Below are 14,370 nucleotides of genomic sequence, written 5' to 3'. Positions count from 1 at the left end.
GTGTTCAAATCCACATCCTGAAAATCGTTGAATACTGTTTCTGGTACGCCTACGTGGTTCCCGAACCTGGCGGCCGGTGTTCTACAGGTTCCAGAAAAGCATTCGGCGCTGTGTTCAACAGCGCCGTGGGTATTTACTTGATCAGGCCAACCCGCGAGAAATTCGGCAGGTGGCTGAGTTTCGGTTCGGGCCAGCTCATCCAGACTGCGAAGGCCTTGCCGACGATGTTCTTGTCGGGAACCATGCCCAGCAGGTCCTTGGGAATGCTCGGGTCATCCCAGTAGCGGCTGTCGTTCGAGTTGTCGCGGTTGTCGCCCATCATGAAGTAGTGCCCGGCGGGCACGGTCCACTGACGGTCCGGGGTCGCCCGGTAGCGGCTCATTTCCTTGCGGATCAGGTGCTCGGCGGCGCCGAGTTTTTCCTTGTAGAGCTCCGCGCTGCCCAGGGTGCCCGGCTCGGCGCCAACCAGTTGCTCGGCGACCGACTGGCCGTTGACCAACAGGCGCTTGTCGCTGGTGTAGCGCACTTCGTCGCCCGGCAGGCCAACCACACGCTTGATGTAGTTGACGTTCGGATCGCTCGGGTAGCGGAACACCATCACATCGCCACGCTGCGGATCACCGACCTCGATGATCTTCTGGTCGATCACCGGCAGGCGGATCCCGTAGGAAAACTTGTTCACCAGGATGAAGTCGCCCACATCCAGGGTCGGTTTCATCGATCCCGAGGGAATCTGAAACGGTTCCACCAGGAACGAACGCAGCACCAACACGATGAACAGCACCGGAAAGAACGACTTGCCGTACTCGACGAGCATCGGCTCCTTGTTCAGCTTCTCGATGACCAGTCCATCCGGCTGGCTGACGCTGCCCTGATAGTTGGTAATGGCGGCACGCCGGCGCGGCGCCAGAAAGACCAGATCGAGCAACGCCAACAAACCGCAGACGGCGACGGCGATGACCAGCAACAGCGGGAAATTTAGCGACATAGGACCTAACTATCCAACCTGAGCACGGCAAGGAAGGCTTCCTGTGGAATTTCCACGTTGCCCACTTGCTTCATGCGTTTCTTACCGGCTTTCTGCTTTTCCAACAGCTTGCGCTTACGGCTAACGTCACCGCCGTAGCATTTAGCCAGTACGTTCTTTCTGAGCGCCTTGACGGTTGTCCGCGCCACAATCTGCCCGCCGATGGCGGCCTGGATTGCCACGTCAAACATCTGCCGAGGAATCAGTTCCTTCATTTTTTCGGTCAACGCACGCCCTTTGTAGTGGGCGTTGTCACGGTGCACGATCAACGCCAGGGCGTCGACCTTCTCACTGTTGATCAGCACATCCAGCTTGACCAGATTAGCCGACTGATAACGGTCGAAATGATAATCCAGAGAAGCATAGCCACGACTGGTGGATTTGAGACGGTCGAAGAAGTCCAGGACCACCTCGTTCATCGGCAGGTCGTAGGTCACCTGGACCTGGCTGCCGAGGAACAGCATGTCGTGCTGTACGCCGCGCTTCTCGATGCACAGGGTAATGACGTTCCCCAGGTGCTCTTGCGGCACAAGAATATTGGCGCGCACGATCGGCTCGCGCATGTCTTCGATGGCCGACAGGTCCGGCAGCTTGGACGGGTTGTCGACGTAGATCGTTTCGCCGTTCTTCAGCAGCAGCTCGAAAATTACCGTCGGCGCGGTGGTGATCAGGTCCAGGTCGTATTCGCGCTCCAGGCGCTCCTGGATGATTTCCATGTGCAGCATGCCGAGGAACCCGCAACGGAAGCCGAAGCCCAGCGCGTCGGAGCTTTCCGGGGTGTACTGCAGCGACGAGTCGTTCAGGGTGAGCTTTTGCAGGGCTTCGCGGAAGTCCTCGAAGTCGTCGGAGCTGACCGGGAACAGGCCGGCGTAGACCTGCGGCTGGATGCGTTTGAAACCTGGCAGCACTTCGACGTCGGGGGTCGAGCTCAAGGTCAGGGTGTCGCCGACCGGCGCACCGTGGATGTCCTTGATACCGGCGATGATGAAGCCCACTTCGCCGGCTTTCAGGTCGGCGGTGGCGGTGTGTTTCGGGTTGAATACGCCGACGCTGTCCACCAGGTGGATCTTGCCGGTGGACTTGACCAGGATCTTGTCGCCTTTCTTCACGCGGCCGTGGCGCACGCGAACCAGGGACACAACGCCCAGGTAGTTGTCGAACCAGGAGTCGATGATCAGCGCTTGCAGCGGGTCTTCGATGTTGCCGACAGGCGCGGGAATGGTGGTCACCAGCCGCTCCAGCACCTCGTCGACGCCCAGGCCGGTCTTGGCGCTGCAGGTCACGGCGTCGGTGGCGTCGATCCCGATGATCTTCTCGATCTCTTCCTTGACCCGCTCCGGATCGGCCTGCGGCAGGTCGATCTTGTTCAGGACCGGCATGACCTCCAGGCCCTGCTCGATGGCGGTGTAGCAGTTGGCGACCGACTGAGCTTCCACGCCCTGGCCGGCGTCGACCACCAGCAAGGCGCCTTCGCAGGCCGCCAGCGAGCGGCTGACTTCATAGGTGAAGTCGACGTGACCGGGGGTGTCGATGAAGTTCAGCTGATAGGTGACGCCATCGCGGGCTTTGTAATAGAGGGTAACGCTATGGGCCTTGATGGTGATCCCGCGTTCACGCTCGAGGTCCATGGAATCCAGGACCTGGGCTTCCATTTCGCGCTCGGCCAGGCCGCCGCACATCTGGATGAAGCGATCGGCCAGAGTCGACTTGCCATGGTCAATGTGGGCGATGATGGAGAAATTGCGGATATGACTCAAATCACTCACGGGTCAACACTCAAAAAGGCTGCAGGCATAGCCCGCCGAAAAATAGCCGGGAATTGTACCTGATAGACGATGCAAGCGTCACGTTCGCCTGTCAGCGGCAATCAAACGCAAAACGCCCCGGCCTTTCGACCGGGGCGCTTCTCGTACAACGGGCGTCACAGGCGCCTGTCAGCCGGCCCGGCGCAGCAGCCAGACCCCGGCCAAAGCACAGAAACCGGCGGGCACCAGCACCGCAAACAGCGGCGAGAAGCCGAACACCTGGCTCGACGGGCCCAGCAGGTCCTGGGCGATGCGGAAGGTGAACCCCACCAGCACGCCGGTGAACACCCGCTGGCCGAGGGTCACGGAACGCAACGGACCGAAGATGAAAGAGATCGCCATCAATACCAGGGCCGCGGTGACCAACGGTTGCAGCACCTTGACCCAGAACGCCAGCCAGTAGCGGCCGTTGTTCAGGCCTTGGTCGGCCAGGTAATGGATGTAGCCCCACAGGCCGCTGATCGACAGCGATTCCGGCGCCATCACCACCGTGCTCAGCAGTTGCGGGCTCAAGGCCACGTCCCAGCGCTCCTGAGGGGTGTTGATGACCTCGGTGCGGCCTTCGCGGAAATAGGTGGTGGTGACGTCGGTCAGCTGCCAGTAGCTCTCTTCGAACCGCGCCTGCTTGGCAAAGCTCGAGGACAGCATGTGCCGCTCGTTGTCGAAGTGATAGCGAGTCACGCCATAGAGCAGGCCATTGGGCTGCACGGCGTTGATATGAATGAATTCCTCGCCCTGGCGGTGCCACAGGCCGTGCTTGGAGCTTTGCGCATCGCCCGAACCCTGGGCCAGCGCCCGGCTGGCCTGGGCCTGGCTTTCCGTGACGGGAGCGACGTACTCGCCGATCAGCAAGCCCGCCACCATCAGGAACAGCATCGGCTTCATGACCGCCCAAACGATCCGCCCGATGGACACGCCGGCAGCCCGCATGATGGTCAGTTCGCTGTTGCTGGCCAGGCTGCCCAGGCCGATCAGGCAGCCGATCAGCGCCGACATCGGCAACATCTCATAGAGCCGGCGAGGCGCCGTCATCAGCACGAAACTCAGCACGTCCAGCACGGTGTAGCTGTCGCTGACGCTGCCCATCTCGTCGATGAAGGCAAACAGCGAGGCCAGGCCGAGGATGATCCCCAGGACGGCCAGGATAGACAGCAGCACGTTGCTGCCGATGTAGCGATCGAGCTTAACCACGAGCCACCTCCTTCATGCTGCGGCGACTCGCCAGTTTCAGGCGCAACGGCTCCCAGTACAGCAATCCGAGGCCGATGAGCAGAAACAGTCCATGCACCCACCACAGGCCCAGGGCCTGCGGCAGCTTGCCTTTTTCCAGCGAGCCGCGGGCCGCGATCAGGATGGTCAGGTAAGCCATATAAAGGAGGATCGCCGGCAACAGCTTGAGGAAACGGCCCTGGCGCGGGTTAACCCGGGACAGGGGCACCGCCATCAGGGTCACGATGAATACCAGCAGCGGCAGGGAAAGGCGCCATTGCAGCTCGGCATTGGCGCGCAGGTCCTGGCTGCCGAGCAGGTCGCGGGTCGGGATGGCGTCGCGATCGGTAACCTCGTCGCTGACGTCCGGCTTGGCCAGCAAGACGCCGTAGGTGTCGTACTTGATGATCCGGTAGTCGGCCTGGCCCGGGTTACCGTCGTAGCGATAGCCGTTTTCCAGGATCAGGTAACGGTTGCCGTCCGGACGGACGTCCTGGTGCCCCTTCTCCGCCACCAGCACCGAAATGCCCTGGTCTTTCTTGTCCTGGTTCAGGCGTTTTTCCGAGATGAACACACCGCCGAGGTTGGTCCGGTCGTCGGACAGCTGCTCGGTGTAAGTCACCCGCGAACCGTCGTTGAGCGCCTGGAAGCGCCCCGGCACCAGGGTGTCGAATTCGGTCAGGGCATCCTGTTTGTTGAGGATCAGCTGGAACTGGTTGGCCCCCTGGGGCGCCAGGCTCAGGCTCAGCCAGGCGACGATCAGCGCGATCAGGGTCGCCGGGATCATGGTCATGCCCAGCAGGCGCTGCTGGCTCATGCCGGTGGCCGAAAGCACGGTCATCTCGCTTTCAAGATAGAGACGACCGTAGGCCAGCAGGATGCCGAGGAACAGGCCCAGGGGCAGGATCAGTTGCAGGAAGCCCGGCATGCGGACGCCCATGATCAGGAACAGCGAGCTCGGGTCCATTGCGCCCGAGGCCGCTTGCGCGAGGTATTTGACGAAACGTCCGCTCATGATGATGACCAGCAGCACGGCGCTCACGGCGCTCAGGGTCACCAACACTTCGCGGGATAGATAACGGAAGACGATCAAACCAGACACTCCAGGGTTGTCAGGCTAAGGCGGCCAAACAAGCGAACCCGGCCCATGAAGCCGGGCCGCGGAAAAAGATGGCGCATTATCCTGTGATTGCATGCGCCTGTCACTGCGCATGCTCACGCAGCCCTCTGAAGCGGCGAAGTTCGCGCATGCGAGGGTTGTCAGCCTCGACTGCCGGGGTTCAAACTGGCGGCCCTGTCGTCGGCCCGCGGCCGACGCCTCTCCTTTAAATAAAAGCGGCATACACGACAAGCCCGGCGCACGGCATCGGCCCTGCGCTCTTTGACCATTAATTCAGGGACCCGGACATGGAACTGGTTGTAAAAAGCGTTAGCCCGGAAACGTTGAAGACCGCCACCCTGGTGGTCGCCGTCGGCGAAGGCCGCAAGCTCGGCAGCGTTGCCAAACAACTCGACGAGCTCAGCGCCGGCGCCATCAGCGCGGTACTCAAGCGCGGCGACCTGGCCGGCAAGGTCGGCCAGAGCCTGCTGCTGCACGGCCTGCCTAACCTCAAGGCCGAGCGCGTGCTGCTGGTCGGCACCGGCAAGGACGCCGAACTGGGCGACCGCCCGTTCCGCAAGATCGTCAGCGGCATCCTCGGCACCCTCAAGGGCCTGGGCGGCAGCGACGCCGTGCTGGCGCTGGACGAAGTCGTGGTCAAGGGCCGCGACAGCTATGGCAAGACCCGCCTGCTGGCCGAAACCCTGCTGGATGGCGAATACGCCTTCGACCAGTTCAAGAGCCAGAAAGCCGAACCCCGCGCCCTGAAGAAAGTCACCCTGCTGACCATCAAGGCCGCGCAAGCCGAAGTCGAGCGCGCCGCGACCCACGCCAAGGCGATCGCCAACGGCATGGCCTTCACCCGCGACCTGGGCAACCTGCCGCCGAACATCTGCCACCCGAGCTTCCTCGGCGAGCAGGCCAAGGCCCTGGGCAAGGAATTCAAAGGCCTGAAGGTCGAAGTATTCGACGAGAAGAAGATCAAGGAACTGGGCATGGGCTCGTTCTATGCCGTCGGCCAGGGCAGCGCCCAGCCGCCGCGCCTGATCGTCATGCAATACAACGGCGGCAAGAAAACCGAGAAGCCGTACACCCTGGTCGGCAAGGGCATCACCTTCGACACCGGCGGCATCAGCCTCAAGCCGGGCGCCGGCATGGATGAGATGAAATACGACATGGGCGGCGCGGCCAGCGTGTTCGGCACCCTGCGCGCGGTGCTGGAGCTCAAGCTGCCGATCAACCTGGTGTGCATCCTGGCCTGCGCCGAGAACATGCCGAGCGGCACAGCCTCGCGTCCGGGCGACATCGTCACCACCATGAGCGGCCAGACCGTGGAAATCCTCAACACCGACGCCGAAGGCCGCCTGGTGCTGTGCGATGCCCTGACCTACGCCGAACGCTTCAAGCCGCAGGCCGTGATCGACATCGCCACCCTGACCGGCGCCTGCGTGGTCGCCCTGGGCGCCCACACCTCGGGCCTCTTGGGCAACAACGACGAGCTGATCGGCCAACTGCTGAGCGCCGGCGTCCAGGCCGACGACCGCGCCTGGCAATTGCCGCTGTTCGACGAGTACCAGGAACAGCTGGACAGCCCGTTCGCCGACATCGCCAACATCGGCGGCCCGAAAGCCGGCACCATCACCGCGGCCTGCTTCCTGTCGCGCTTCGCCAAACAGTACAACTGGGCGCACCTGGATATCGCCGGTACCGCCTGGACCAGCGGCGGCAAGGACAAGGGCGCCACTGGCCGTCCCGTTCCCCTGCTGACCCAGTACCTGCTGGACCGCGCCAAAGCCTGAAACCTATGACCCCGGGACGCGCCGCCCACCAGCGGCGCGCTCCCGGGCTCAGGAACCGCAATGACCAAAGTCGACTTCTATATCCTACCCAGCCCGGCCCCTTCGGCACGGCTGGACTTCGCCTGCAAGCTCACCGAGAAAGCCTGGCGCATGGGGCACCGCATCTACCTGCATTGCAGCGACGCAGCCCAGCGCGATGACCTCGATGCCCGCCTGTGGCGCTTCAAGGGCGAAACCTTCGTGCCCCACGGCCCCGCCGAAAGCGAACCGGACGGCCTGATCGTACTGGGCCTGGGCGACGACCCCGGCGAACACCAGGACCTGCTGGTCAACCTGGACCTGAAAGTCCCGGCATTTGCCCAGCGCTTTGCCCGCATCGCCGAAGTGGTGGTGGAAGACCCGACTATCCGCCAGGCCGCTCGCGACAGTTTCCGTTTCTACCGCGAACAGGGCTATCCTCTGCAAGATCACCGTTTACCGCGACTCTGAGCCCTCGATGGACACTCCAAAACCGCTGCAAAAGTCCGCGCACCTGCTGGATGACCTCGAGTCCATCCGCCAACTGCTCGGTGATGAAAACCTGCAACCTCCGCTGCTGACCGAGACCGTCGACAGCGAAGTCCAGATTCCCCTGCTGTTCGATATGGTTGGCGGCAACGCAGCCGCCGCCGTCGAAGAGCCCGCCGCGCCCCCGCAACCGCTGCCTGTCCAGGCCGCCGAACCGCAACCCGAGCCCGCAGTTGCCACTCCGGCACCGCCTCCCGCCCTCACGCCAGCGCCGGCTCCGGCCGCGAAAAACCAGGACACCCTGCTGCACCTGGACAGCGAACTGCGCGCGGCCGCGCAATTGATCATGCAGGACGTGATCGACGACTTCGCCCCGCATATCGAGACCGAGATCAAGCGCCGCCTCGACGCGCGGATGGAGCGGCTGCTCAGTCAATATCAGGACTAAGCCGCCCCCTGTAGGAGCGAGCTTGCTCGCGAAGACTCCAAGAGCCCCCGTCTCCAGAATGCCCGCGCAATCATTGACGATCTTCGCGAGCAAGCTCGCTCCTACCTCTCGCCCCCGCTATACTTCCCGGCTTTTCCTGAATAAATGCCAATAGGGTCCCGCCGCGCATGGATAAGACCTACCAGCCGCACGCCATTGAAACTTCCTGGTACCAGACCTGGGAGTCAGAGAACTACTTCGCCCCGCAAGGCGCGGGCGACTCCTACACCATCATGATCCCGCCGCCGAACGTCACCGGCAGCCTGCACATGGGCCATGGCTTCAACAACGCGATCATGGACGCCCTGATCCGTTTCCGCCGCATGCAGGGCCGCAACACCCTGTGGCAGCCGGGTACCGACCACGCTGGTATCGCCACCCAGATGCTGGTAGAGCGCCAGATCGAAGCCCAGGGCCAGAATCGCCACGATCTGGGCCGGGAAAAATTCCTCGAGAAAGTCTGGGAATGGAAGGATCAGTCCGGCGGCAACATCAGCCGTCAGATCCGCCGCCTGGGCTCCTCCGTGGACTGGAGCCGCGAGCGCTTCACCATGGACGACGGCCTCTCCGAAGCCGTCAAGGAAGCCTTCGTGCGCCTGCACGAAGACGGCCTGATCTACCGCGGCAAGCGCCTGGTCAACTGGGACACCAAGCTGCACACCGCGATCTCCGACCTCGAAGTGGAAAACCACGACGAGAAAGGTTTCCTGTGGAACCTGCGCTACCCGCTGGCCGATGGCGCCAAGACCGCTGAAGGCAACGACTACCTGATCGTCGCCACCACTCGCCCGGAAACCATGCTCGGCGACTCCGCCGTGGCCGTGAACCCCGAAGACGAGCGTTACAAGGCACTGATCGGCAAGTTCGTCGAACTGCCGCTGGTGGGTCGCCGCATCCCGATCATCGCCGACGATTACTGCGACCCCGAGTTCGGCACCGGCTGCGTGAAGATCACCCCGGCCCACGACTTCAACGACTACGAAGTCGGCAAACGCCACAACCTGCCGCTGCTGAACATCTTCGACAAGAACGCCGCCGTACTGCCGGCCGCCCAGGTGTTCAACCTGGACGGCACGCTGAACGACAGCATCGACGGCAAGATCCCGGCCGAATACGCCGGCCTCGACCGTTTCGAGGCGCGCAAGCAGATCGTCGCCGCGTTCGACGCCGCGGGCCTCCTGGTCAGCGTTGACGATCACGCGCTGAAAGTACCGAAGGGCGACCGCTCGGGCACCATCATCGAGCCGTGGCTGACCGACCAGTGGTACGTCTCCACCAAGCCGCTGGCCGAGCCGGCCATTGCCGCCGTAGAAGACGGCCGCATCGCCTTCGTGCCCAAGCAGTACGAAAACATGTACTTCTCCTGGATGCGCGATATCCAGGACTGGTGCATCAGCCGCCAACTGTGGTGGGGCCACCGGATTCCGGCCTGGTACGACGAGTCGGGCAAGGTCTATGTCGGCCGCGACGAAGCCGAAGTGCGCGCCAAGCACAACCTCGGCCCGGATGTCGCCCTGCAACAGGACAACGACGTTCTCGACACCTGGTTCAGTTCGGGCCTGTGGACCTTCTCCACCCTGGGCTGGCCGGAGCAGACCGACTTCCTCAAGACCTTCCACCCGACCGACGTGCTGGTGACCGGTTTCGACATCATTTTCTTCTGGGTCGCCCGGATGATCATGCTCACCATGCACCTGGTGAAGAACGAAGACGGCACGCCGCAGGTTCCGTTCAAGACCGTGTACGTCCACGGCCTGGTACGCGACGGCCAGGGCCAGAAGATGTCCAAGTCCAAGGGCAACGTCCTTGACCCGCTGGACATCATCGACGGCATCGAGCTCGAAGCCCTGGTGCAGAAACGCACCACCGGCATGATGCAGCCGCAACTGGCGAAGAAGATCGAGAAGCAGACCCGCCAGGAGTTCGCCGACGGCATCGCCAGCTACGGCACCGACGCCCTGCGCTTCACCTTCTGCTCGCTGGCCTCCACCGGCCGCGACATCAAGTTCGACATGGGCCGCGTCGAAGGCTATCGCAACTTCTGCAACAAGATCTGGAACGCCGCGCGCTATGTGCTGGACAAGGGCGAAGACTGCGGCCAGAACGGCGAAGCCTACGAGCTCTCGCTGGCGGACCGCTGGATCATTTCCCAGCTGCAACGCACCGAAGCCGAAGTGACCCGCCAACTCGACCAGTTCCGCTTCGACCTGGCCGCCCAGGTGCTGTACGAGTTCATCTGGAACCAGTACTGCGACTGGTACCTGGAGCTGTCCAAGCCAGTGCTGTGGGACGAAAACTCGCCGATCGAGCGCCAGCGCGGCACCCGTCGCACCCTGGTGCGCGTACTGGAAGTGGCGCTGCGCCTGGCCCACCCGTTCATGCCGTTCATCACCGAAGAAATCTGGCAGCGCCTCGCGCCGCTGGCCGGCATCCAGGGCAAGACCATCATGCTGCAGCCGTGGCCGGTGGCCAATGAAGCACGTATCGATGAAGCCGCCGAAAGCGACATCGAATGGCTCAAGACCCTGATGCTCGGCACGCGCAACATCCGCGCCGAGATGAACATCGGGCCAGGCAAGCCATTGGCGGTGTTCGTGAAGAACGCCAGTGCCGAAGACCAGCGCCGGCTTACCGAAAATGACGCTCTGCTCAAGAAGCTGGCGAAGCTGGAGTCGATCACCGTATTGGCTGCCGGTGCAGAAGCGCCGCTGTCCGCCACCGCCCTGGTCGGCGAGATGGAAGTGCTGGTGCCAATGGCTGGCCTGATCGACAAGGGCGCCGAACTGGCGCGCCTGGACAAGGAAATCCAGCGCCTGCAAGGCGAAGTGCAGCGGGTCGGCGGCAAGCTGTCCAACGCCGCCTTCGTCGACAAGGCCCCAGCCGAAGTGATCGAGAAGGAACGCGCCAAGCTGGCCGAAGCCGAACAGGCCCTGGGCAAGCTGGCCGAGCAGCACGCGCGGATCTCCAGCCTGTAACGGCGATTGCTGCGATACGAAAAAGGGAGGCCTTCACAGGCCTCCCTTTTTTGTTGCCTGGAGGGACGCCATCGCGAGCCAGCTCGCTCCTACAGACGTACGCCAACTCCTGTAGGAGCGAGCTGGCTCGCGAGACCTTGGCCCTGGCTCACCGCGTTGGCACCTACAGACGCCGCGCCGGACAGGCAGATATGGGACAATACCCGCCACTTTGAGCCATACCCGAACCGACCTCGCCCATGACCGCCCCCCGCCCTCCCAAAGCCCCGCGCAAAAAGCCACAACCCGAGGCTCCGGCCAAGGCCGCCGCGCCGCGGGAAAAAGCCAGCCTGCACCCGCGCAATCGCCATCAAGGCCGCTACGACTTCCCGCAACTGATCAAGAGCACCCCGGAGCTGGGGGCTTTCGTGATCATCAATCCCTACGGCAAGGAAAGTATCGACTTCGCCAACCCGGCGGCGGTACGGGTGTTCAACCGCGCCTTGCTCAAGGCCTTCTACGGCATCGCCCACTGGGACATTCCGGCCGACTTCCTGTGCCCTCCGGTCCCGGGTCGCGCCGACTATGTGCACTTTCTCGCCGACTTGCTGGCCGCCCATAACGAGGGCGAAATTCCCCGTGGCGCGGCGGTGCGAGTACTGGATGTCGGCGTCGGCGCCAACTGCGTCTACCCGCTGATCGGCCACTGCGACTACCGCTGGCAGTTCCTCGGCTCCGACATCGACAGCACCGCCCTCGCCGCCGCCAAGACCATCGTCCAGGCCAACGGCCTGAACAAGGCCATCGGCCTGCGCCAACAGCCCCACCGCAAGCAGATCCTGCTGGGGCTGCTGGAGAACGACGAGCGTTTCGACCTGACGATGTGCAACCCACCGTTCCACGCCTCCCTGGACGAGGCCACCCGCGGCAGCCAGCGTAAATGGCGAGCCCTGGGCAAGGCCGACCCCAAGCGCAAGCTGCCGGTGTTGAACTTCGGCGGCCAGGCGGCGGAACTGTGGTGCGAAGGCGGCGAGGCGCGTTTCGTGACCCAGCTGATCGCCGAAAGCGCCCAGGTGGCGCAACAGGTGTTGTGGTTCAGCACCCTGGTGTCGAAAGCCTCGAACCTGCCGGCGATTCAGGCCGCCCTGAAAAAGGCCGGAGCGCTGGAAAGCCAGGTGGTGGAAATGTCCCAGGGGCAAAAACAGAGCCGCTTCGTCGCCTGGACCTTCAAGGACAAGGCACAGCAACAGGCCTGGCGCCAGGAGCGTTGGGTTCGGAAGGGATAGAAGCGAGGGGGAAAAACACCGATTTACCTTGCGTAAATCGTTTGGCCTTAAGCCGGCAAACCGTGCCCGGAAGGTCTCCGTGGCACGGTTCTATCGCAGTCTTACTTGTTGATCGAGTCGGTCAGGCCTTTAGCCACAACCAGCTTGATCACTTTCTTCGCAGCGATTTCGATGGCAGCGCCAGTCGATGGGTTACGGCCAGTACGGGCAGGACGCTCGGTCACTTTCAGTTTGCCGATACCTGGCAGAGTGATTTCGCCGCCATTTTCCAATTGATCAGCAACGATTTGGGCCAGTTGGTCCAGAGCGTTACGCGCGGTGGTTTTCGGCGCGTCGATAGCTTCAGCGATATCAGCGATCAGTTGGTCTTTAGTAATAGCCATTGTGGTGTTCCTTCCCTATCAAATTCATTTGGATTGCATGAGTGCAGTGTCAGCCATCGAGCCAGATCTTGTGGACCTGGCACCCCGGTCACAACCACGAAAGATCGGGGTTATAGATACCGAAATCAGGGTTTGGTTCGACCCGACAAATGCTGAATGCACGCTTAACGCCGAGACATCGCGTAAGACGGGGCAAAACTAGCACAGAGACGGGGAAATATCCGCCTCTACCTAGCCATTTGGTCAGCTTTATTGCTCTAAATCCGTAAAAAAATGCATAAGCTTGACCCACGCCTCCTTCCGCCCCCTTCAAACAGCGCCAAAACCAGCGGGTGCGGTACACTGGGCACTTTTTCGGGGAGCCATGCCCTCTCCCGCCAACCAGCCGAGAAGCCCATGCCGATCCGTCATTGCATCGTCCACCTGATCGACAAGAAACCCGACGGCACACCCGCGGTTCTTCATGCCCGCGACCAGGAGTTGCCCGAGTCCGCGGCCATCGAGAACATGCTCGCCGACCTCAACGAAAGCTATAACGCCAAACAGGGTAAAGCCTGGGGCCTGTTCCATCCCGAGTCCGGCGCGTTTCCCTTCAGCGGCTGGCTGAAGGAATACCTCGATGGCGGCCAGGACTTCACCGCCTTCAGCCGCGTGGCGGTCGAACACCTGCAAAAACTGATGGAAGAGTCCAACCTCTCGGTCGGCGGCCACGTGCTGTTCGCCCACTACCAGCAAGGCATGACCGACTACCTGGCCATCGCCCTGCTGCACCACAGCGAAGGCGTGGCGGTGACCGACGAGCTGGACGTGACCCCGTCGCGCCACCTGGACCTGGGCCAGTTGCACCTGGCGGCGCGGATCAACGTTTCCGAGTGGCAGAACAACAAGCAGTCGAAGCAGTACATCTCGTTCATCAAGGGCAAGAACGGCAAGAAAGTCTCGGAGTACTTCCGCGACTTCATCGGCTGCCAGGAAGGCGTCGACGGCCCGGGCGAAACCCGCACCCTGCTCAAGGCATTCAGCGACTTCGTGGAAAGCGAAGACCTGCCAGAAGACTCGGCCCGGGAAAAGACCAAGACCCTGGTGGACTACGCCAGCAGCCAGGCCAAGCTCGGCGAACCCATGGGCCTGGAAGAGCTCTCGGAACTGATCGACGAAGAACGCCCCAAGGCGTTCTACGACCATATCCGCAACAAGGACTACGGCCTGTCGCCGGAAATCCCGGCCGACAAGCGCACCCTCAACCAGTTCCGTCGCTTCACCGGCCGCGCCGAAGGCTTGTCCATCAGCTTCGAGGCGCACCTGCTGGGCTCGAAGATCGAGTATGACGAAGAGGCCGGCACCCTGATCATCAAGGGCCTGCCGACCCAACTGACCGACCAGCTCAAGCGCCGTAACTGATGCTGCAGGGCGTGCTGAAGAAGTTCCTGCTGATCCTGCTGGTGGTCGTGGCCTACCAGAACTGGGGCAAGATCGAGCGCCTGCTCAACCCCTCGCAAGTGGCCTCGGAGCAGATCCGGGCCAATGCCCGGGTGGTGCTCTACGCCACCGACTGGTGCGGCTACTGCAAGGCCACCCGGCGCTTTCTCGACCAGAAGGGCATTGCCTTTCGCGAGTTCGATATCGAGAAGGACGCCGAGGCGCGCAAGGCCTATGAAGCCCTGGGCGGACGGGGGATTCCGATCCTGGATGTGAACGGCACGCTGATCCGCACCTACGACCCCGACGCCATCCTCGGCGCCTTGAAACCTCCCGTCGCCAATCCCCTGTAGGAGCGAGCTCGCGATAGCCACGACGCGAACCGCGTTATCGTT

The 14,370-nt window shown here is 62.6% G+C and carries 12 protein-coding genes; 7 read left to right on the top strand and 5 right to left on the bottom strand.

The window, feature by feature from the left end; all coding sequences use genetic code 11:
- Positions 1-133 precede the first annotated feature (133 nt).
- From lepB to lptF, 4 genes are all read right to left on the bottom strand, one after another.
- The gene (gene lepB / locus BTN82_RS04785) at positions 134-988 is read right to left on the bottom strand and encodes a signal peptidase I (RefSeq protein ID WP_075118012.1); all 855 of its coding nucleotides are present in this window, start codon (positions 986-988) and stop codon (positions 134-136) included.
- Between the two features lie 5 nt (positions 989-993).
- A complete protein-coding gene (gene lepA / locus BTN82_RS04780) occupies positions 994-2,793 on the bottom strand; it encodes a translation elongation factor 4 (protein WP_075118011.1) in 1,800 nt (599 codons plus the stop codon).
- Between the two features lie 168 nt (positions 2,794-2,961).
- The gene (gene lptG / locus BTN82_RS04775) at positions 2,962-4,023 is read right to left on the bottom strand and encodes an LPS export ABC transporter permease LptG (RefSeq protein ID WP_075118010.1); all 1,062 of its coding nucleotides are present in this window, start codon (positions 4,021-4,023) and stop codon (positions 2,962-2,964) included.
- A complete protein-coding gene (gene lptF, locus BTN82_RS04770) occupies positions 4,016-5,134 on the bottom strand; it encodes an LPS export ABC transporter permease LptF (protein ID WP_075118009.1) in 1,119 nt (372 codons plus the stop codon). The genes lptG and lptF overlap by 8 nt, the downstream gene beginning before the upstream one ends.
- A 314-nt stretch (positions 5,135-5,448) precedes the next feature.
- Between lptF and BTN82_RS04765 the strand changes: the two genes are divergently transcribed.
- From BTN82_RS04765 to rlmF, 5 genes are all read left to right on the top strand, one after another.
- Positions 5,449-6,939 carry a leucyl aminopeptidase gene (locus BTN82_RS04765; RefSeq protein WP_075118008.1) on the top strand — a complete coding sequence of 497 codons (1,491 nt, stop codon included), beginning with the start codon at positions 5,449-5,451 and terminating at the stop codon, positions 6,937-6,939.
- Between the two features lie 60 nt (positions 6,940-6,999).
- The gene (locus BTN82_RS04760; protein WP_075118007.1) at positions 7,000-7,428 is read left to right on the top strand and encodes a DNA polymerase III subunit chi; all 429 of its coding nucleotides are present in this window, start codon (positions 7,000-7,002) and stop codon (positions 7,426-7,428) included.
- A 7-nt stretch (positions 7,429-7,435) separates the two neighbouring features.
- Positions 7,436-7,894: a DNA polymerase III subunit chi gene (locus tag BTN82_RS04755; protein ID WP_075118006.1), complete on the top strand. Its 459-nt coding sequence runs from the start codon at positions 7,436-7,438 to the stop codon at positions 7,892-7,894.
- 167 nt (positions 7,895-8,061) lie between these two features.
- The gene (locus BTN82_RS04750; protein WP_075118005.1) at positions 8,062-10,908 is read left to right on the top strand and encodes a valine--tRNA ligase; all 2,847 of its coding nucleotides are present in this window, start codon (positions 8,062-8,064) and stop codon (positions 10,906-10,908) included.
- Positions 10,909-11,147: 239 nt separating this feature from the next.
- Positions 11,148-12,173, top strand: coding sequence for a 23S rRNA (adenine(1618)-N(6))-methyltransferase RlmF (rlmF, locus tag BTN82_RS04745; RefSeq protein ID WP_075118004.1), 1,026 nt, complete (start codon positions 11,148-11,150; stop codon positions 12,171-12,173).
- 101 nt (positions 12,174-12,274) lie between these two features.
- Here rlmF and BTN82_RS04740 read toward each other — a convergent pair whose 3' ends face one another.
- Positions 12,275-12,556: an HU family DNA-binding protein gene (locus tag BTN82_RS04740; RefSeq protein WP_007932138.1), complete on the bottom strand. Its 282-nt coding sequence runs from the start codon at positions 12,554-12,556 to the stop codon at positions 12,275-12,277.
- 396 nt (positions 12,557-12,952) lie between these two features.
- Here BTN82_RS04740 and yejK point away from each other — a divergent pair, with 396 nt between their 5' ends.
- Together yejK and BTN82_RS04730 are read left to right on the top strand one after the other, a co-directional pair.
- Positions 12,953-13,957: a nucleoid-associated protein YejK gene (gene yejK / locus BTN82_RS04735; protein WP_075118003.1), complete on the top strand. Its 1,005-nt coding sequence runs from the start codon at positions 12,953-12,955 to the stop codon at positions 13,955-13,957.
- Positions 13,957-14,328 carry a glutaredoxin family protein gene (locus BTN82_RS04730; protein WP_075118002.1) on the top strand — a complete coding sequence of 124 codons (372 nt, stop codon included), beginning with the start codon at positions 13,957-13,959 and terminating at the stop codon, positions 14,326-14,328. The genes yejK and BTN82_RS04730 overlap by 1 nt, the downstream gene beginning before the upstream one ends.
- The last annotated feature ends 42 nt before the right edge of the window (positions 14,329-14,370 follow it).

It is taken from the genome of Pseudomonas chlororaphis (assembly GCF_001921865.1).
Classification (GTDB): domain Bacteria; phylum Pseudomonadota; class Gammaproteobacteria; order Pseudomonadales; family Pseudomonadaceae; genus Aquipseudomonas; species Aquipseudomonas chlororaphis_D.
This window is presented reverse-complemented; position numbering and strand designations above follow the sequence as displayed.

Excerpts from the sequence above, each read along its gene's own strand:
- lepB (WP_075118012.1), bottom strand. The coding sequence starts at position 988 with ATGTCGCTAAATTTCCCGCTGTTGCTGGTCATCGCCGTCGCCGTCTGC.
- BTN82_RS04765 (WP_075118008.1), top strand. The coding sequence starts at position 5,449 with ATGGAACTGGTTGTAAAAAGCGTTAGCCCGGAAACGTTGAAGACCGCC.
- BTN82_RS04760 (WP_075118007.1), top strand. The coding sequence starts at position 7,000 with ATGACCAAAGTCGACTTCTATATCCTACCCAGCCCGGCCCCTTCGGCA.
- BTN82_RS04755 (WP_075118006.1), top strand. The coding sequence starts at position 7,436 with ATGGACACTCCAAAACCGCTGCAAAAGTCCGCGCACCTGCTGGATGAC.
- BTN82_RS04750 (WP_075118005.1), top strand. The coding sequence starts at position 8,062 with ATGGATAAGACCTACCAGCCGCACGCCATTGAAACTTCCTGGTACCAG.
- rlmF (WP_075118004.1), top strand. The coding sequence starts at position 11,148 with ATGACCGCCCCCCGCCCTCCCAAAGCCCCGCGCAAAAAGCCACAACCC.
- BTN82_RS04740 (WP_007932138.1), bottom strand. The coding sequence starts at position 12,556 with ATGGCTATTACTAAAGACCAACTGATCGCTGATATCGCTGAAGCTATC.
- yejK (WP_075118003.1), top strand. The coding sequence starts at position 12,953 with ATGCCGATCCGTCATTGCATCGTCCACCTGATCGACAAGAAACCCGAC.
- BTN82_RS04730 (WP_075118002.1), top strand. The coding sequence starts at position 13,957 with ATGCTGCAGGGCGTGCTGAAGAAGTTCCTGCTGATCCTGCTGGTGGTC.